The following is a 17,487-nucleotide window of genomic DNA, read 5'->3' as shown; positions in this document are numbered from 1 at the left end:
GCGGTATTTTGGTTATCGGGGAGCGATTGGAGCGGGCGGCGGGAATCGAACCCGCGTCTCTTGCTTGGAAGGCAAGGGTCTTACCATTACACAACGCCCGCGAACCTTTACGCATCTATTGTACCGGCGAATTGAGGTCAAGATGCGTGTATAGGATCACTCGTAATTTGCGAAACGACCGTCATTTCGGGCGGGAGACGGTCATTAGCTGCACGTGCAAAACTCCCGCCGTCGTCATTGGACGCAGACATTCATGCGTTCGTCGGAACCGCTGTCGATGATGCGGGACGCACGATGAAGGAATACGAACGGCACATCACGCAAGTGAATTGGCACATAAGGCAATTGGCTGAACAACGTCTTTCCTGTACCTTTTGGATTTGGAGGGTCACATGCGGCGATTAACCGACCAACCGACTGTGCATGTTGGCAAGGTCTGGCGGCTGATGCTGGCCGATCTTGGTCTGAGTGATGTAGCAGTCTTGCGCAGTGCGGGGCTGCCGAGCGGGCTGTTGGACGGCGATGGCAGCCGCATCACGCTGGATGAATTCTATGCACTTTGGGATAGCTTTGATACTGAGGCACAATCACCGACGCTGGCACTTAGGCTCGGTCAGATCGAAGCAAGCGAGTTCTTCGACCCAGCCTTCTTTGCGGCGATGTGCGCGCCCAATATGACGGTGGCAGGACAGCGGCTGGGGGAATTCAAGCGCCTGGTTGGTGCCTTCAGCCTTGATGTGGATGTGATGCCGACAGCGACACGGTTTAGCTATCGATGCAAGTATCGCCCGGATTTGCCAACGACGCTCGCGGCAACCGAGATTGTCTTTCTCGTCAATTTGCTGCGTCGCGCCACACGCCGGCGCATTGTGCCGAAGGCTGTTTGCCTGCCATCGGCACTCCGGGAGACCTCTGCATTCGAAAACTGGTTTGGATGTGGGATCTCACATGGTGAAACGGCATCTTTCAGCCTCGATCCGATCGACGCCATGCGCCCCTTCCTGACCCATGACAATCAGATGTGGCAATCCTTTGAGCCGGACTTGCGGCGTAGAATGGACGCGGCCCGCGAAGACCTGGGCATGCGCGCCCGCGTGGAAAACGCCTTGCTGGAACTGCTGCCCAGCGGACGGACGCAAATTGATGATGTGGCCGGTGAACTTGCCGTCAGCCGCCGATCACTCCAAAGACGGCTTTCGGAAGAAGGCACAACATGGCTGGATGTTCTCAACGCCGCGCGTATGCGACTTGCCCAGCACTATCTGACGAATACGAACCTCGGTGCGGCCGAGATCAGCTTCCTGCTCGGATTTGAGGATCCAAACTCTTTTTTCAGGGCCTTTCGCCGTTGGACAGACGCCACACCCGAGGCGTGGCGCGAGGCACAACGGCTGAGAGCCTGATGAGGCGCATCGTGCAAGTGATATGGCGCTTCCTGCGAGTGACGCGCGCTGTCTGAATGTCCAAATTGAGATCAACGCGACCTGATCACTGCGAGGGCTCATGACAACATCTACCGCCATCCGTCGCCGCGCCGCTGGCGCCTTTCGCGATCCGAGACGGGCAGATCATCACCGGCCAACAACAGCAAAGCACGCAGCCTTTCTCTGATCTGCTCATTGAAGCGCTGGCTGAATAATCCGCCAGTGTTGCCCCCCATCAAACACTTAAGGGAGTATATTTATGACCAAAGTCTTTCTGACCGGTGCGTCCGGTTTTATTGCCAAACACATTTTGCGTGAGTTGCTGGAGCAAGGCTATGAGGTGCGTGCCTCGGTCCGCTCTGACAAACGCAAGGCAGAATTGCAGGACCTCTTTCCGGATGCCGCACTGGAGTTTGCAACGCTCGACCTGACGAGGGACGAAGGCTGGCAGGATGCCTTACAGGGTTGCGATGTCTTGATGCACACCGCCTCGCCGTTTCCGCTGGCCGAGCCGAAAGACCCGCAAGACCTGATCCGCCCTGCGGTAGACGGTACGCTCCGCGCGATGCGTGCGGCAAAGCAAGCCGGTATCACCCGTGTCATTCTGACGTCGTCCTGTGCCGCAATCTACAAACAGGCGGACAAACCGAAGATGCAGCCTTCGGACGAGACCAACTGGACAAGCCCCGAAGATCGGTCTGTCGGCGCCTATGAAGCTTCCAAGACGCTGGCCGAGAAAGCCGCATGGGATTTCGTTGCCGACAACCCCGATATCGCGCTGACCACGATCAATCCCGGCGCGGTCTTCGGCCCACCGATGGATGCACGGTATGGCGCATCGCTCGAACTGGTCGAACAATTGATGACTGGAAAGGTTCCGATGGCCCCACCTGTCGACATGGTTGCCGTCGACGTGCGGGACGTGGCGCGGATGCATGTCGCAGCGATCGATCTTGAGGCAGCCAAAGGCCAACGCTTTGCAGCCGCAAGCGGAACCTATTCCTTCATCGAATTTGGCAAAATGCTGAAAAGCTGGGACGCAAGCCTGAAGACGCCCGGACGGGAGGCTCCTGTCTGGCTGCTGCGGATCATGGGGCTGTTTTCCAAGGATGTGAAAGGCGTGCTCGAAAACGTGGGGCGTACCCTCGCCGTTTCGGGTGCCAAGGCGGAGAATACCTTCGGGTTCAAGTTTATTCCGGTCAAAGATGCGCTGGTTGCCTCGGCCAAAGCAGTCCAGACCTACAAACTGAAAGAGACATCCAAATGATCACTGCATATCTCTGGGGCACACCCAACGGCTACAAAGTAGCCATCGCACTTGAGGAAATGGGTCTGGACTATGAGATCAACTGGGTGAACATCGGGACTGGGCAGCAGCACGACCCCGCGTACCTGAAGATTGCGCCCAACGGGAAAATACCTGCGATCGTGGATCATGAAACCGGGATCAGCCTGATGGAATCCGGGGCAATCCTGCAATATCTGGCCGAAAAGTCGGGGAAATTCCGGGGCGAAACCCCGCAAGACCGCTGGAAAGTGACGCAGTGGCTGCATTGGCAGATGGGCGGCCTTGGCCCGATGATGGGTCAGGCCAACCATTTCCGCGGACTGAAAGAGAAGGTCCCCTATGGCGAGACCCGTTACAAGAACGAGACCGCGCGTCTATTCGGCGTGCTTGATAAGCAGTTGGAAGGCCGCGACTACATTGCAGGCGAGTATTCCATCGCCGATATGGCGACCGTCGCCTGGGCTGGCATGGCCCCCATGATGGAGGATGACCGGCTGACGACGTGCAACAATGTCATGGCATGGATCGCGCGCAACGTGGCACGTCCCGCGACTGCGCACGCAATAAGCCTGTCGCCGAGCTAGCCTCGCCTGGCTGGAAAAGCGGTAGTCCGACCATCAGCATTGAGCCAATGAGCCCGGCGGTTCATATTAACCAGTCTGCATCATTCGGACGATCACTCCGCAGCCAGCGCAGCTCTGTCTTGACGCGGTGACTGGCCGAACTTCCTCGCATATTCGCGCGAGAACTGGGCCGAGCTTTCGTAGCCAACGCGAAAGGCTATCTCCGAAACTTTAGCATCGGAAGCACGGAGTGCGTCACGGGCGTGCAGCAGGCGCAGATCCTTTTGGTATTGCAGCGGTTTATTGCCGCCCTAAGTGCCCATTTAGGCCACTTTCCGTTCGAAGGCGGCCGGGCTTTTCCAACCCAGTACTGAGTGTCGTCGGCGCGGATTGTAGAAGCCATTGATGTACTGGAAGCTGGGCAACTCGGTGTCTCTGCGCGTCTGCCGCGATCTGCGCAAGGTCTTGATCTTTGTCGGACGCAACTTTGGTGCCACGATGCGCCGTCACCCAGTTGTTCAATGTCAACATGCCAACACCCAAATTTGACGCCAACCGCCTACTTGTCAGCCCGCTCGTAGGCGCAATCCGGACCGCATCAGCAACAAACTCGTCCGTTCTTTTCGTTCCCCAGGTCTGTCTCGTTTGTCGCAACAAATGCTACCAAGGGAGCGGTATCAAACCGCAACACGTCCACGTTTCAACAGTTCTGTTGGGTACCTGCTCGCTGTCTCGTTGATGCCCTTCCATACCAGTTGTGAGCTGGACTCTTTGGCAGAACGGGAGGTGGTTCATAGTCTGTTCATGTTCATGAATTTACAGATAATTCCTGACAAGCCTACTGCGCCGACAGCCACGGGGAGCCAAAAACTGTGATTTCCAACAACCGTCAGAGCAAGAAGATGAAGCTGAAACAATTGCTTTGTGACGACACTGAGGAACAGGTTTTCATATGCCGGTTTAGGAAAGACGAAAACGGCGGGTTGATTGTCCTAACATTGCTCTTGCTAATCTCGATGCTGGTTGTGGGAGGTATGGCAGTTGATTTCATGCGCTACGAGTCTGAACGAACTAAGCTCCAGAGTGTATCAGACCGTGCTGTCCTTTCAGCCGCAAATTTGAACCAAAATCGCGATCCGCAAGACGTGCTTGTGGAATTCTTTGACGCCGAAGGCTATGCAGGGTCGATTGTAGGCTCTCCCGTTACCGAAAGAACCGCATCCCGAAGTGTTGTCTCGCTCAGTTCGAGCATTGAGATGGATACCTTCTTCCTCAGGCTCATAGGCATGGATACGCTCACTGCGCCAGCGAGAGCGACGGCCATCGAGGGAGTCGCGAATGTCGAAGTTTCACTCGTGTTGGATATCTCCGGTTCCATGGCGCAAGAGATGCAAGGTCCCATCATTCAATATGAAAACGGAGTACCAATACGAGATCAAAACGGGGATATCGTGACCGTTGACGGGACAGGGACAAGAATGTTTTTCCTGCAACAGGCCGCAAGCCAATTCATTGATGATCTCTTGCTGCCGCAATATCGGGATCGAATTTCGATCAACCTAATCGCCTACTCGCAGCACGTGTCAATCGGCGACGACCTGTATTATGCGCTCCGCACGACACCTGACTCAATATCAGCACCGGAAGACGTTGATGGCAACGCGGTACAATCTGTCATTGGCAGCTCGTATGGTACCGTCGTCGAAGGTGAGGATGGTGTACCTTTTACTCTCCCGTATTTCGACGGCAGCATCATTGATGATTACAGTAGCGGAGGTCTCGTTGTTCCGACGAGCTTTGGTTGGGTCCCGAATCGTACCCCTGTCTTCACCAACCTATCGCGCTGCGTCACGTTTACCGACGAAGAATATAATACGCTGACATTCAATACCGAACGGGTTTACGAGCAGGTTGAACTTGCGGATTACTACTGGATCGGCACAAATCTGATACCTGGCCTTGAGGCATGCCCTACTGAGGATTTTCACGGTATCATTTTGATGTCACAGAACGCTGCGGCTTTGAAATCTGCGATCATGCAGTACCAGCCGTCTGTGAACACCTCTATCCATCGCGGCATGAAATGGGGTGCAAGCTTGCTGGATCCATCCATGCGCAGCCTGATTTCCAATATCCCAACTGTCGACCCGGCGTTTCGTTTCTCAAGACCGGCCGCTTATAATGACCCGACAACAGAGAAGTACATCGTTATCATGACGGATGGGGAAACGGTATCGTCTGTCAAAATCCGAGACGAATATTATGACGAATTCGAAGAAAGAGCAGGGCTCAGCACGCAGACCGCATACTATTACGCGAATAATAACCCTGATCCTTCATCTTCGACATCAGCGAGCATTGATGGAGACACAGGTGAAATAGTAAACACTATGGTCGAATCGATCGGTACGGAAAATGATTTGAATTTGAAACTAAGCCAGATCTGCAATTTGGCCGGAGCTGAAGTTACCGATATTTTCACAATCTCACTTGGTGTCCAAAACCCAACCATGACGAACTGCGCAAGCGAGCCAGGGAATGCATTTTTTGCCGCAGTGACAAATGATCCAAACGAACCCGGCTTGGGCGAGATCTTCGCGCGGATTGCGGAACAGATTACCGCATTGCGCCTCGCGTTATAATTGGTGATTTGCACCAAGAAATAGCCATCGCCTATTCGTGCAACTGATGGAATTTGTTACGGACGATTTGAATTGTAGGCATATCCATGTCGAATGTAATTCGAATGCTTTGCCACCTGAAAACGGAATCGATTGAAACTGGATTTTCCGTTTGCTTTGCTTGTCTGGAAAAATCGCTAAAGCACCGATCAAAACAGAATTGGTGATTTCGGAAGCGTTGAGTATATCTGCCGTTCAACGCCTCAGGAATTGCTTTATTGCTCCATCTTCTGCCCGGGTTTTACGATCGCAACAGCGTCAAGATCACCATCACTCTGAGCTTCAGAGAATGAGAAAAGGTCTGTATTAACCCGCAGATAATCAGGGCTTTGTTCTACTGCCTGACCCAGTGATGCCGCAGACCAGAGACCAGTAATGGTAGCTACCGCTGCATACGAGGCTCTCAAATGGCCAGACAGGACGAAAAGAAACCAGCATCGACCGGATCATCCAGAACGAAACAAAGTGAGTAAATGGGGCAAGACTTGGTGACAATATCGGCACCGCTCGCATTTACGTGCAACACGCTTTCGGAAACCTTGAGCATGTTCAAAATTGCAAATGACGGCCCTTTGTAGGGGCCGTCATGATAAGAATTGTCTGTCAGCTCGGTGCCTTAGCTTCTTCTCGACAGGCTGAAAGCCTGAGATGAGGTGCCGCAGATGCTAGCTTAGGCTGGATCTGTAGAGCCACTATTCAGTTAGTTGGTTGGCGAGATATCTGTATTGTCAATGTTGCCGTCAGGGCAAAGATCAGGATCGTCACACTGGTTTTCAGCATTGTTAACCATGAGAGAACTGCCTGGTGCAGCTTGGTCGCCATTACCCCAACCGTTGTTCATGTTTGCACAGAACGGCAGGTCGGCTCTCTCTTTGCCGGCCGCAATGTTATCAATTAGGGCTTCATTATTGGACGCAACGCACCCAGTATTCGCCAAACCCGGTGACGCAAAGCCCATGGCTGTCGCCGTGGCCAAACCGCCGATAAGTAGTGTGAATTTTTTCATCATTCATTTCCTCGATGATACATTAGCGCTTAACGCCAATATCTAGATTCTAAATAGCATAAATAAGGCCAAATTGGTATCTAAAAATGACTCTATTGCCCCAGTCGCTACAATGCCACCATTGGGGCCGCATTGTCCGCAAAAAAGGCTTTTCTACTTGCTAGGTCTGCATTTTTGCCCACAGATAACCATTTTCCTGAGTGTTGTTTTTCTTAAGAAGTCGAAGTCACTGACCGTCATCAACGGTATGAGAGCGAAGAGCGGCTTCAACAAAAATGGATTTTGGCGCGTATGTTTTGCTTGAATTTGCAGAGCAGTAAACCTTGCAGGCGTCGCCCATATTTCCGTCAAAGGCTGTCATAGACTATCGGTCAGATCACAGCGCGGGGTCCGAAGTTGCCTGCCATTTATCAGTCGTTTGACCGCCGCAGCATCAAATGCGCTCCCGCTTGCAGGAATAGCCTCTAAGTTGGCAGATGGCCGCTTGCCAACAGTGCCGTAGGGCATGCCCATTTGGCTGTTTGTCGACTGGGTCTCTCGACTTGTCTTACGTCACTTTTTCCAAACAAAGGTATGTTTCAGCGGTGAAACCGCTTTGAAGCAGGAATCGGACTCAGGATCAGGATTAATAAAATCGTTGATCTGAACGACCAACGCAAGACAACCTTCTTGCAATCACTGAAATCGCCAATTGCCGAAACCGACGATCCCTATCCGTGCTTCAGCGCTAAGAGTGTCCACTTTCCACAGGGAGGCGCGGCAATAGGTGATATTGAATCCGACGATATCTTCAAGGCAATGTTCCTCGACGATGCGCAGGCGGCAAAGAGGAAAAGAGTGCCCGACAGTCTCTTACTTGAAGTGTCTCACCGACTATTCGTTTTTTCTCGACTGAGTTGCAGCCCGAGGACAACACTCAGTTTCGTGCATACGAAAGCAACTGAACACTCCGGTTCGTGCCGTTTCAGAGACATTGGGAAGATGGATCAGTAACCCATGACGACCATTGGAGAATGCTTGTTATCAATTTACGATGCGGCGCTTTCAGATCGGAATTGGGTGCGCGCTTTAGACAATTGCCAGCGCTTTCTGAACGCTGACGCTGCACTCATCTATGGCGCGTGTCAGACGGAAAGAGCCCATTTTTCGTTGGATAAGGCAAGCGCGAGTTTGCGCCAATTCGGGCACCTGATAGACCAGTACAACCAGTTGATACTGGAGGGCCGCGACTCCCAGTTTGATCTTGAAGGCAGGAAATACGTTCATCACACTTCCGCCTATTCCGTCAGCCTCTACAGTGACATCTGGGCCATCAATGACGTCTACAAGACCCGTCCCGAGATCATGATAGGCATGCAAGGCGGCTTTCTGCGACGCGGCTTCATCAACCTGTCAAATGATCCGGGATACTGGGGAGGTCTCGTCCTGCTATATGGGCGACACTGCGATTTGGAAATACCGCCGACGGTGTCCACCTATGGCCCGCAAATCGCACCGCACCTCGCCAAAGCAGCCGAGGTGTTTCGGATAACCGAGGGTCTGCGCAGGCGCTACAACGCAGTGCTGTCGGTATTGGACCAAATGCTGGTAGGCATTCTGGTTGTGACTGACCGAGGCGATATTGTTATCGCCAACTCAGTTGCGAACGCCTTTTTGGATGCGCAGGACGGACTGATCCGATCTCAGGGAAAACTGGCTGCGACCAATACCGACTTGCGCGCAGAACTGGGTCACAAGATCTACAGTGCGTCGGCTACGGCAAACGGCAACAGCGATCAGGCAAGTGCGACAGTCGAACTCCGCAGGCGTTCTGCAACTACGCCACTCGTCGCATATATTTCCCCCCTTCGCGATGCCGAGATGGAGTTAGAAAAAGACTTCACCGGTGCTTTGGTCACGCTGGTTGACCCGTCACAGCCGCGAGACATCGATATCGACGTTCTTGCCGAGCTTTACTGCCTGACGAAAGCAGAATGCCGCGTTGCCGATCTCGTCCTGAAAGGGCTCTCGAATACGTCGATTGCAGAGCATCTCGGCGTTGGGCCAGAAACAGTGAAGAGCCAGTTCAGTTCGGTCTTGGCAAAAACAAACTGCAGGAACCGGGTGGCGTTCATCTGGCGGGTCTTTCAGATTCTGCCGCCGATTAAGTAACACTGTCCCCCGACTGGGGGATGACGCCTGGCGCGGGTTCCTTAGGGTGAACGTCACAAGATTTAATCGGCTGGAATGGTGATCAGGGCGTTCTGGATCAGAAATACTGCAATTTTCTCTTGGCCACACCTAGCAATAGCAGTCGGTCGTGTCGCCCAAATATTCAGTCTGACTCTGTTGCTGATACCCGTCCTCGGAAAACGATTTATGGCTCAGGCGTATGTGAGAGGCGACCTAATCGAGAGGGATTACCTTTGACCGCATGGATATTTCAGACACAGGTTGTCAGGGCCTGGCGCGCAAATGGTTGAGACAAAAATCCTTCTTTCGCGCCGTGCAGCACTCCCAGCTATTGGCGGTTCTTTTATGGCTTTTTCAGGCTGCCAGCCCGAGGCTGCAGCCGTCAGTGTCCCTGATGAAACAGCGTCTGCAAATAGACCACAGCGCATGCGCACTATTCGCACCGGGGCCCCGCCACGCAACCTGACACCCCAAACCCAAGGCCTCACACCGCAGTTTTATGAGGGGGCCAACAATACGCCGGATCTGGTGGAAATTGGATACTCATTGCATTGTGGCGGCACACGGGCCTGGATGCGCCGGAATGGGCGACAGTTGGCGAGGTGGCACTGTATTTCACCAAGCCGTCAGGAAATGCAATCCGCAGCTGGCAGTGAAACACCACGCCGTTTGCGCAGGCGTCTTGCTCAAAGATGCTGCCGCACGAAATCTGCGATGTCCTGCGCAGGCCGCGCACCGGACAAACGCGCAACTTCGCGGCCTTTGGCATAGAGGATTAGCAAAGGGATGCCCCTGATCTGCAGGCGTTGCGAGACAGCGGGAAACTGCTCGGTATCAATCTTTGCAAAACGCACATTTGTGCGCAGCGTGTCAGATGCCTTGGCGAATTCGGGGGCCATCATCTTGCAGGGCCCGCACCAAGGCGCCCAGTAGTCGACAATCAATGGTAGTTCATCGGTGCGCACTGCCTTGTCGTGGAGTGGCATACCCAACTCGGCGACTGTTCCATCCAGCAGCGCTGCGCTGCATTTCGCACATTTGGGCCCTGCCCCGCGCTTTGCCGTTGGCACCCTGTTCGTCTGCCCGCAAGAGAGACAGGTCAGTTTGACGGCGTCTTGCATTTTGTCGTGTCCTTTTGTGTTTTCATCTTTGCGCACCAAGGATCCCCACCAATACAGTGGTCGCATTTTTCGAGCATGATTATGAACGCATATCAATGACGTCAAATCTATCGCGACGCAGGCACCCGGATTTGACAATGATCAATCGCTGCGCGGCCAACGGCCCTAATCTTGTCACCGGGCATCACCGCGTAAACACGGCAGCCCTTTGAAAATGCCCGATGTGACCTAACTAGAAAGATAGTGATAACAATTTTGCTTTCGCGTCACAGGCGCGTTGATGGAGGATAAGCCGCACACGGGGCATCTCCATTGCACATTTGACGCGAAACCTCTCGTTTGGAGGCTGAGATGTTGGACCTTGCTGCGCGTACTCTGCTGTTTCCTGTCCTTGTTGTCCAAGGCGCTCTTGTGCGTCGGTCGGCCCTGCATCTGGATGATCCTTCGGGGCGGCGGCATGGTGTCAGCGGACAGGGACCCGACCTGCGTCTTTTGATCATCGGTGACAGTTCCGCAGTCGGCGTCGGGACATCGCATCAGGAAGAGGCGCTCTTGGGGCATATGCGCAAACGGCTATCCCAGACCAACACGGTCTATTGGTCAGTCGACGCCAAGACAGGCGCGACAACAGCCGAAACGATCGCGCGGCTACAGCAGCATGCGCCTGAGAAATTTGATGTGGTGTCGGTATCACTGGGCGTGAATGACATTACCTCACGCGTGCCTCTTGCCAAATGGCTACGAAGTTTTTCAACACTGCTCGATCTGATCGAAGACAGGTTTGAGGCCGATGTGATCTGCGTGTCCGGCATTCCGCCGATCCGGTATTTCCCTTTGCTGCCACAACCGCTGCGCTGGGTCTTGGGCGCGCAAGCTACACGCTTTGATCAGGCACTGCGCACACTTGTCGCTGACCGCGCCGGGTGCCGGTTTGTCGAAATGGATTTTGAACCCGACGTGACAAAAATGAGCCCTGACGGCTTTCATCCAGGGCCAAAGATCTATTCCGAGTGGGGCCGAAAGGTCTATCGTGCAATCCGTCGCGATATCCGGCAACTGCATAAGACCTGAAGCTGACCTGGCTTGAAGTATGGCCACGGCTCAGACATCATGGACGCTCTGGCCGGTGTTTGAACGCCGCCGTCAATTGATTTGCAGAACCAAGGCGATTTTTCATGAGCGGACTACTGGCCCTACTGGACGATGTCGCCGCGATTGCCAAACTCGCGGCCACCCAGCTTGACGATGTCGCAGCACAAGCCAGCAAGGCCGGCATGAAAGCCGCAGGTGTTGTCATTGATGATGCCGCCGTGACACCAAAATATGTCACCGGCCTGCCAGCGGCCCGCGAATTACCGATCGTCTGGAAAATCGCACGCGCGTCTTTTTTCAACAAGCTGGTCATCCTGTTACCGGCGGCGCTGCTGTTGCAGGCATTTGCACCGTGGCTCCTGACACCGCTCTTGATGCTCGGTGGTGCGTATTTGTGTTTTGAAGGGGCCGAGAAAGTCTGGCACCTCTTCGCGCCGCACAAAGAGCACGGCCCCCAGCAGGCAAAGACGCTGGATGCGGCGCATCTGGAAGAGCAGCGGGTCAAAGGGGCCATCAAGACGGACTTTATCCTGTCTGCCGAAATCATGACGATTTCACTTTCGCAGATCGACATTGATACCTTCTGGATTCAGGCGGCCGCACTGGCAGCGGTCGCGATTGGTATCACGGCACTTGTCTATGGCGCGGTGGCACTGCTGGTGAAAGCAGATGACTTCGGGATGTTGCTGAGTGCGCAGGGCCGGCTTTCCCTGACGCGGGCGGTTGGACGCGGGATCGTGAAATCAATGCCCACGCTCATGATCGTGATTGCAACAATAGGAACGGTCGCGATGCTATGGGTGGGCGGCAGTATCCTTGTGCACGGGATCCGCGATCTTGGCTGGCCTGTGCCCTATGAGATGATCAAACACGCCGCACAGGTGGTGGCAGACGCGGCCGGTTCCGCACAAGGGTTCTTGCGATGGTTTGTGACCGCGGGCCTAGACGGGGTCATCGGGCTGGCGGCAGGCTTTGTGCTTATCCCCATTGTCATGAAAGCGGTGGTGCCGACAATGACATGGCTCTTTCCTGAAAAGACCTAATGCATTGAAAACCGTGCCACACCCGCGCGATTTTGGGTTGCTGGCGGCGCGTTGATCGGCTTATTCCCAAGGTTAAGCGCGTATTTGGCGTGACATGGGAAGCCTTGGAACAGATGAAACTCACGCTTTTTATGGTCTTCTACCGGTTGCTTTGGACCCTGCTCTTGCCGTTTGTCCTGCTCTATCTGTGGCGCAGGGGGCGGCGGGACCCTGATTACACCGGGCAACTGTCCGAGCGCTTCGGGTTCTACAGTTCCCCTCTGCCGCAACAGGCCATCTGGCTGCATGCCGTCAGCATCGGTGAGACACGCTCTGCCATTGCGCTGATCCGGCGTATCCTTACACGCGGGGACAAAGTGGTCCTGACCCACTTCACGCCGGCAGGCCGCCGCGACTCGACCCGCCAGTTCGCTGCTGAAATTGCCTCGGGGCAGTTGGCCGTCGTTTGGGCCCCTTTTGACATGCTGTGGTGTTACCGTCGCTTCTTTCGGGCGTGTCAGCCGCAAATCGGCTTGCCCCTTGAGGTCGAGGTCTGGCCTGCCATGATCTATGCTGCGCGCGCCGCCGGCGTGCCGCTCTATATGTGCAACGCGCAATACGCCCCCGGCCCGTTCGCGCGTGACCGCAAGTGGCTTCCGTTCCGGCGATGGTGTATCGCAGCCTTCGCCGGTGCCTTTGTAAAGTCCCAAGGTCAGGCAGAGCGGTTTACCTTGGTGGGCTTGAAGAATGTGAAGGTCACGGGCGAATTGCGTTTTGATCAGCCGGTCTCGCCGGCGCTGATAGCGGCAGCGCAAGAGTTGCGCCCTGCCCTCGCGCCGGAGCGCGAGATCGTGGCGATTGCCAGCGGGGTTGAAGGCGAAGAGGATCTTTATGTCGCGGTGCTGTCGCAGCACACTGCAACCTGCCGCGCCGCAGGCAGGCCAGCACCGTTTTTCATCTACGTGCCACGTGCGCCCGAAAGGTTTGATGCGGTCGCCGCGAAGTTGCAGAATGCCGGGCTGTCGGTTTGCAGGCGCAGCGATGTGCTGGATGCGGCCTTGCGGCCCGTCACGACCTTGGGCGATCAAGACGTTTTGCTGGGCGATAGTCTGGGCGAGATGTTCTTTTACCTGTCGCTCGCTGACCGCGTGATCGTTGGCGGCGGCTTCACGCCACGCGGGGCGCACAATATTATCGAGCCGCTCTTGCTGAAAAAGCCGGTTCTGACAGGTCCTTGGGTCTGGCCGATCGAATTTCCCTTTACTGAAGCCGCAGCAGCGGGGGTTGCGATGAGCGTGGCCGATCAGGACGCGCTCATCGAGGCGCTGAATGTACCACTTGCGAACCAGACCGCCCAGATAGACACCTTCCTTGCCCAGCATGTTGGCGCAAGCGAACGCACCCTGCGTGAAATCGATGCGGTCATCGGCAGAACATCAAAGACATCGTAGCGCAGTTACGCGTCCGCAGCGCAAACTGAAACTGAAACTGACAATCTGACAGAAGAACCAGCCTCATATTGCCGTCAATTGTGACAAACTCTGCCCGGAACCGCTCAAAAAATGGGATTTCGGGTCCCTACGGGGCCCATACCACACGCGATTTCACGCCAAAAAGATAAAAGCCAGCCCAGCGCGCATACTAAATGATCTGTGATCAACGCCATGTTCCACGTCAATCAGGGCCCTTTCAAAGACAGATAATGCAGAGTTAGCGGTAACACACAGCCCTTGCCCGCATGACCCTATCACCCCTGTTGTACCGCGATCTGCAGCCAGAAAACCCACAATCGCAGTCCGCATAAACCGTTGTTAAAGCGTTCTATTTTGTCACATCTCTGCGACCGCTCCGCATAGGCGCCAAACCAAACCATGCGCGGAGGCCAAGCCCGTTTGCGTCTTTGAACAACCAATCACACCCACGGCGCCAAGGCTTCCAAAGCACAGCAAACACAGTGAAGTGCCACGCCAACAGGCTTAAAAAAACTAACAAAGAAACAAGATTTGGACACAAATTGATCCAAATCGGCTGTTTGTTTCTGGATCAGATGAAGGACACGAGAAGGGTGCGCCCATCCATCACAGTGGCTTTGGCTTTTTGAATGGTCTGAGCCGGGGCAAGAGATTTAAAGAGGAGAAACAGCATTGGCTTACGATCTCAAGAACCAACTTAAGACCTCGGCGGCAGCTGTCGCTTTGGTATCGGGACTTATGTTCCCTGTCGCAGGTGCGGCAGACCAGATCAGCCTGAAGTCGACAGACGGCACGATCGATCTGGTCGGTGAATTCGTAGAATTCGCAAACGACACATATATTATCCGGACATCACTTGGTGACCTGCGGATTTCAGCACGCAGCGTGATTTGTGAAGGCGCTGCCTGCCCGACATTCGACGATGTCACGGCAGATGTCGCCATTGTCGGCGCGGACTCGGTCGGCCTTGGTATGATGCCATTGCTGATGACAGGTTTTGCTGCATCCCTTGATGCAGAAGCCGAAATCACCAACCCCTCTGCTGGTGAATCGCTGGCGACACTGATTGATGACGGTGGTTTTGGTGACGAGATCGGGACATTCCTTGTGTCGTCCACCAATGACAACAACGCATTTGAATCCCTGCTTGATCGTAGCGCAATGATCGGCATGACATCCCGCCGGATCACACAAGACGAAGCCCGCGCACTGCGTGCGGACGGTGCAGGCAGCATGGTAAGCCCCGAGCAGGAGCGCATCATCGCCGTCGATAGTATGGTTGTTGCAACACATGCTTCAAACCCGGTCCAGACGCTGACACAGGCGCAGCTTCAGGGCATTTTCTCGGGTCAGATCACAAACTGGTCCCAGGTTGGTGGTCCGAACAAGCGCATCACAGTGATCGCACAGGACGAAGATTCCGCAGGTCATGACTACTTCATGTCGTACCTGTTTGGTGAAGAGCGCCCAAACTTCCGCCCACAGGCCATTTCACCTGACGACCAGACCGTTTCCAACGTTCTGTTCCACGACACGAATGCCATCGGCTATCTTGGCTATGCGTTCCAGCGTGGCGCCAAGCCGGTGACACTGGTCAACGAATGCGGCATTGCAAACACGCCGGATGCGTTCTCTGCCAAAACGGAAGAGTATGAGCTTGGCCGTCGTATGTACCTGTACAACCGTGCCGACAATCTTGACGAGAAGGCCCAGCAGTTCCTGGACTTCGCAATCTCCAGCGAGGCAGACAGCGTTATCGGTAAGTCGGGCTTCATTGACCTCGGCATCCTGCGCCGCAGCCAGGCCGAAGGCGATGCACGCCGTGCGGCACTGACGAACGAAATGACCCGCTACGACATCGGCTTCGAAGGTGAAGTGATCGGTGACATGCTTGAGCAGATGGACAACTACGACCGTCTTTCTACAACATTCCGTTTCCGCACAGGGTCATCCCGTATCGATGAACGCGGTCGCTTGGACATGGAGCGTTTGATCGATTACCTCGAAGACGCACCTGCGGGCACAGAACTGACATTTGTCGGCTTTACCGATGATGTTGGTGCATTCGAAGGCAACCGCCAGCTTGCGATGCAGCGTGCAGAAGCCGTATTGGAAGAAGTCCGCGCTGTTGCCGGTGACCGCCTGAACAACGTCACGATGTCCACAACAGGATTTGGTGAGATTGCACCATCCGCCTGTAACGTGACCGAGCGTGGCCGTGCGATCAACCGCCGTGTTGAAGTATGGGTCTCCAAGACACAAGAGAGCTAAAACCTGCGCAGCGATGCGGGCACCAGTTGCCCGTATCCTCGCATAAGAAAACAAAACGGGCCCTACGGGGCCCGTTTTTTCGCCCGATTTTTCAACGCAATGAAGACAATGAAATCATTGGAACCGGCCACGCACCGCCGCGAGTGATCTATGCGGGAATGACCAGTTTGAGTTCATCTTCGGGCGCATCAAGTGGCAGATGGTTATCCTCAAGAACCAGCAGGTTCTCGACACCGATCACGTCACTTTTGGTCTTATAGCCGATCAGGTCTTCGACATTCATGTCGACGTGTCGCGCCATGAGCATCGTCTCTTCCGAGGAAAAGTTTGTCAGCCCGCGCGCCACCTCTGCACCGTCCTCATCGTAGACATGCAGCACATCACCCTTTGTGAAATCACCCTGAATTGAGAGCACATCCTGCCGACCGATACCGCAATCCCCTGCAACAACAGCAGCAGCGACGGCATTCGGGACCACCAAAGTGCCCGAGACCTGCAATCTGTTGCTCAGCCAGACCATAAGCGGCGACGCTGTCTTGCCGGTGACAAGGCAACGGGTAAAGCGGCGTTCGTTTTCAAGAACCGACGAGATTGGGCGCTCAATGATGCCCTCGGCGATAATGGTCTCGACACCCGCGTTCTGGGCCATGTTTGCCGCTTGCATCTTGGTTAACATACCGCCGCTGCCCAGCGCGCTGATGGCTGTTGTCGACTCCAGATGTTCGCTGACGTCATCAATTTCCGCGATAAACTTGGCATTTGGTTCGGACGGATCACGGTCATAAAGGCCCTCGACACTGGTCAGAATGACCAGAAGATCCGCATCCACCATCTGGGCAACCTTGGCAGACAGCCTGTCATTATCACCCACGCGCAGGTCGCGTGTTGCGACAGAATCGTTCTCGTTGATGATGGGCAGAATGTCGTTTTCGAACAGTCTCAGCATCGTGTTCTTGATGTTCAGAAAGCGGCGTCGATCTTCCATGTCATCGACTGTCACAAGCATCTGTGCCACGTCCATATTATGCTCTGAAGCGATCTGGCGGTAGGCGTTCATCAACAGTGGCTGCCCACAGGCAGCGGCCGCCTGTTTGTCCAGAATGCCCGCATCTTCGGGGCGTTTTCCAACCATATTCAGGCCCAGAGCAACCGACCCCGAAGACGTCAGGATAACATCGTGCCCGTCTTTTTTCAGTTGCGCCAGATCGCTGAGAAGACCGTTGATAAAGGCATAGCGCAGGGTCAGGTTTTCGTCATTCGCAAGCAGACTTGAACCGATTTTGACGACGATCTTTTTCTTCTTTGGCATGAAAGCCTCCGGTAAATTATTGTTTTTAATGAATGAAACGCTATCGGTTTGCGTCACACGACGCAG

At 54.6% G+C, this 17,487-nt stretch carries 13 protein-coding genes, 1 tRNA gene and 2 pseudogenes; 9 read left to right on the top strand and 7 right to left on the bottom strand.

Annotated features, from left to right (window positions below; all coding sequences use genetic code 11):
• Positions 1-27 precede the first annotated feature (27 nt).
• Positions 28-101 (bottom strand) — tRNA-Gly (locus tag C7964_RS13495).
• 291 nt (positions 102-392) lie between these two features.
• On the opposite strand from C7964_RS13495, the gene C7964_RS13490 reads away from it, so the two are divergent.
• The 3 genes from C7964_RS13490 (at position 393) to C7964_RS13480 (ending at position 3,296) form a co-directional block, all read left to right on the top strand.
• A complete protein-coding gene (locus C7964_RS13490; protein WP_110280143.1) occupies positions 393-1,403 on the top strand; it encodes a helix-turn-helix domain-containing protein in 1,011 nt (336 codons plus the stop codon).
• A gap of 280 nt (positions 1,404-1,683) precedes the next feature.
• Positions 1,684-2,691, top strand: coding sequence for an SDR family oxidoreductase (locus tag C7964_RS13485; RefSeq protein WP_110280142.1), 1,008 nt, complete (start codon positions 1,684-1,686; stop codon positions 2,689-2,691).
• Positions 2,688-3,296, top strand: coding sequence for a glutathione S-transferase family protein (locus C7964_RS13480; protein WP_110280141.1), 609 nt, complete (start codon positions 2,688-2,690; stop codon positions 3,294-3,296). The genes C7964_RS13485 and C7964_RS13480 overlap by 4 nt, the downstream gene beginning before the upstream one ends.
• Before the next feature lie 92 nt (positions 3,297-3,388).
• On the opposite strand, the gene C7964_RS13475 is transcribed toward C7964_RS13480, so the two are convergent.
• From C7964_RS13475 to C7964_RS20225, 3 genes and pseudogenes are all read right to left on the bottom strand, one after another.
• A complete protein-coding gene (locus C7964_RS13475; RefSeq protein WP_353652417.1) occupies positions 3,389-3,571 on the bottom strand; it encodes a helix-turn-helix domain-containing protein in 183 nt (60 codons plus the stop codon).
• A gap of 27 nt (positions 3,572-3,598) precedes the next feature.
• A pseudogene (locus C7964_RS20395) lies at positions 3,599-3,733 on the bottom strand (IS3-like element IS1133 family transposase); the annotation flags it as partial.
• A pseudogene (locus C7964_RS20225) lies at positions 3,729-3,929 on the bottom strand (transposase); the annotation flags it as partial. The pseudogenes C7964_RS20395 and C7964_RS20225, both read right to left, overlap by 5 nt.
• Before the next feature lie 248 nt (positions 3,930-4,177).
• Between C7964_RS20225 and C7964_RS13470 the strand changes: the two are divergent.
• A complete protein-coding gene (locus C7964_RS13470) occupies positions 4,178-5,917 on the top strand; it encodes a Tad domain-containing protein (RefSeq protein ID WP_110280140.1) in 1,740 nt (579 codons plus the stop codon).
• A gap of 739 nt (positions 5,918-6,656) precedes the next feature.
• Here the strand turns inward: C7964_RS13470 and C7964_RS13465 are convergent.
• Complete coding sequence (locus C7964_RS13465) at positions 6,657-6,962, bottom strand: hypothetical protein (protein ID WP_220000177.1); 306 nt, start codon at positions 6,960-6,962, stop codon at positions 6,657-6,659.
• A gap of 996 nt (positions 6,963-7,958) precedes the next feature.
• Here C7964_RS13465 and C7964_RS13455 point away from each other — a divergent pair.
• On the top strand, positions 7,959-9,113 hold the full coding sequence (locus tag C7964_RS13455; RefSeq protein WP_110280137.1) for a helix-turn-helix transcriptional regulator: 1,155 nt from the start codon (positions 7,959-7,961) through the stop codon (positions 9,111-9,113).
• Between the two features lie 707 nt (positions 9,114-9,820).
• Here the strand turns inward: C7964_RS13455 and C7964_RS13445 are convergent.
• Positions 9,821-10,255 (bottom strand): thioredoxin family protein, encoded by a 435-nt coding sequence (locus tag C7964_RS13445; RefSeq protein ID WP_110280135.1) that lies wholly within the window; start codon positions 10,253-10,255, stop codon positions 9,821-9,823.
• A 351-nt stretch (positions 10,256-10,606) separates the two neighbouring features.
• Between C7964_RS13445 and C7964_RS13440 the strand changes: the two genes are divergently transcribed.
• From C7964_RS13440 to C7964_RS13425, 4 genes are all read left to right on the top strand, one after another.
• Positions 10,607-11,326: an SGNH/GDSL hydrolase family protein gene (locus C7964_RS13440; protein WP_110280134.1), complete on the top strand. Its 720-nt coding sequence runs from the start codon at positions 10,607-10,609 to the stop codon at positions 11,324-11,326.
• 104 nt (positions 11,327-11,430) lie between these two features.
• Positions 11,431-12,390 carry a DUF808 domain-containing protein gene (locus C7964_RS13435; protein ID WP_110280133.1) on the top strand — a complete coding sequence of 320 codons (960 nt, stop codon included), beginning with the start codon at positions 11,431-11,433 and terminating at the stop codon, positions 12,388-12,390.
• A gap of 113 nt (positions 12,391-12,503) precedes the next feature.
• Positions 12,504-13,820: a 3-deoxy-D-manno-octulosonic acid transferase gene (locus C7964_RS13430; RefSeq protein WP_146214859.1), complete on the top strand. Its 1,317-nt coding sequence runs from the start codon at positions 12,504-12,506 to the stop codon at positions 13,818-13,820.
• Positions 13,821-14,513: 693 nt separating this feature from the next.
• Positions 14,514-16,112, top strand: coding sequence for a phosphate ABC transporter substrate-binding/OmpA family protein (locus C7964_RS13425; RefSeq protein ID WP_110280131.1), 1,599 nt, complete (start codon positions 14,514-14,516; stop codon positions 16,110-16,112).
• Positions 16,113-16,260: 148 nt separating this feature from the next.
• Here C7964_RS13425 and proB read toward each other — a convergent pair whose 3' ends face one another.
• The gene (gene proB, locus C7964_RS13420; protein WP_110280130.1) at positions 16,261-17,421 is read right to left on the bottom strand and encodes a glutamate 5-kinase; all 1,161 of its coding nucleotides are present in this window, start codon (positions 17,419-17,421) and stop codon (positions 16,261-16,263) included.
• Positions 17,422-17,487 lie beyond the last annotated feature (66 nt).

It is taken from the genome of Loktanella sp. PT4BL (assembly GCF_003201935.1).
Classification (GTDB): Bacteria; Pseudomonadota; Alphaproteobacteria; order Rhodobacterales; family Rhodobacteraceae; genus Yoonia.
Note: the sequence above shows the minus strand (reverse complement) of the source record. Positions and strands in the feature narration are given on the sequence as shown.

Bases quoted from the DNA above. Each gene is read 5' to 3' on its own strand.
- C7964_RS13470 (WP_110280140.1), top strand. From the start codon at position 4,178: ATGAAGCTGAAACAATTGCTTTGTGACGACACTGAGGAACAGGTTTTC.
- C7964_RS13435 (WP_110280133.1), top strand. From the start codon at position 11,431: ATGAGCGGACTACTGGCCCTACTGGACGATGTCGCCGCGATTGCCAAA.
- C7964_RS13430 (WP_146214859.1), top strand. From the start codon at position 12,504: ATGAAACTCACGCTTTTTATGGTCTTCTACCGGTTGCTTTGGACCCTG.
- C7964_RS13490 (WP_110280143.1), top strand. From the start codon at position 393: ATGCGGCGATTAACCGACCAACCGACTGTGCATGTTGGCAAGGTCTGG.
- proB (WP_110280130.1), bottom strand. From the start codon at position 17,421: ATGCCAAAGAAGAAAAAGATCGTCGTCAAAATCGGTTCAAGTCTGCTT.
- C7964_RS13455 (WP_110280137.1), top strand. From the start codon at position 7,959: ATGACGACCATTGGAGAATGCTTGTTATCAATTTACGATGCGGCGCTT.
- C7964_RS13465 (WP_220000177.1), bottom strand. From the start codon at position 6,962: ATGAAAAAATTCACACTACTTATCGGCGGTTTGGCCACGGCGACAGCC.
- C7964_RS13485 (WP_110280142.1), top strand. From the start codon at position 1,684: ATGACCAAAGTCTTTCTGACCGGTGCGTCCGGTTTTATTGCCAAACAC.
- C7964_RS13445 (WP_110280135.1), bottom strand. From the start codon at position 10,255: ATGCAAGACGCCGTCAAACTGACCTGTCTCTCTTGCGGGCAGACGAAC.
- C7964_RS13440 (WP_110280134.1), top strand. From the start codon at position 10,607: ATGTTGGACCTTGCTGCGCGTACTCTGCTGTTTCCTGTCCTTGTTGTC.
- C7964_RS13480 (WP_110280141.1), top strand. From the start codon at position 2,688: ATGATCACTGCATATCTCTGGGGCACACCCAACGGCTACAAAGTAGCC.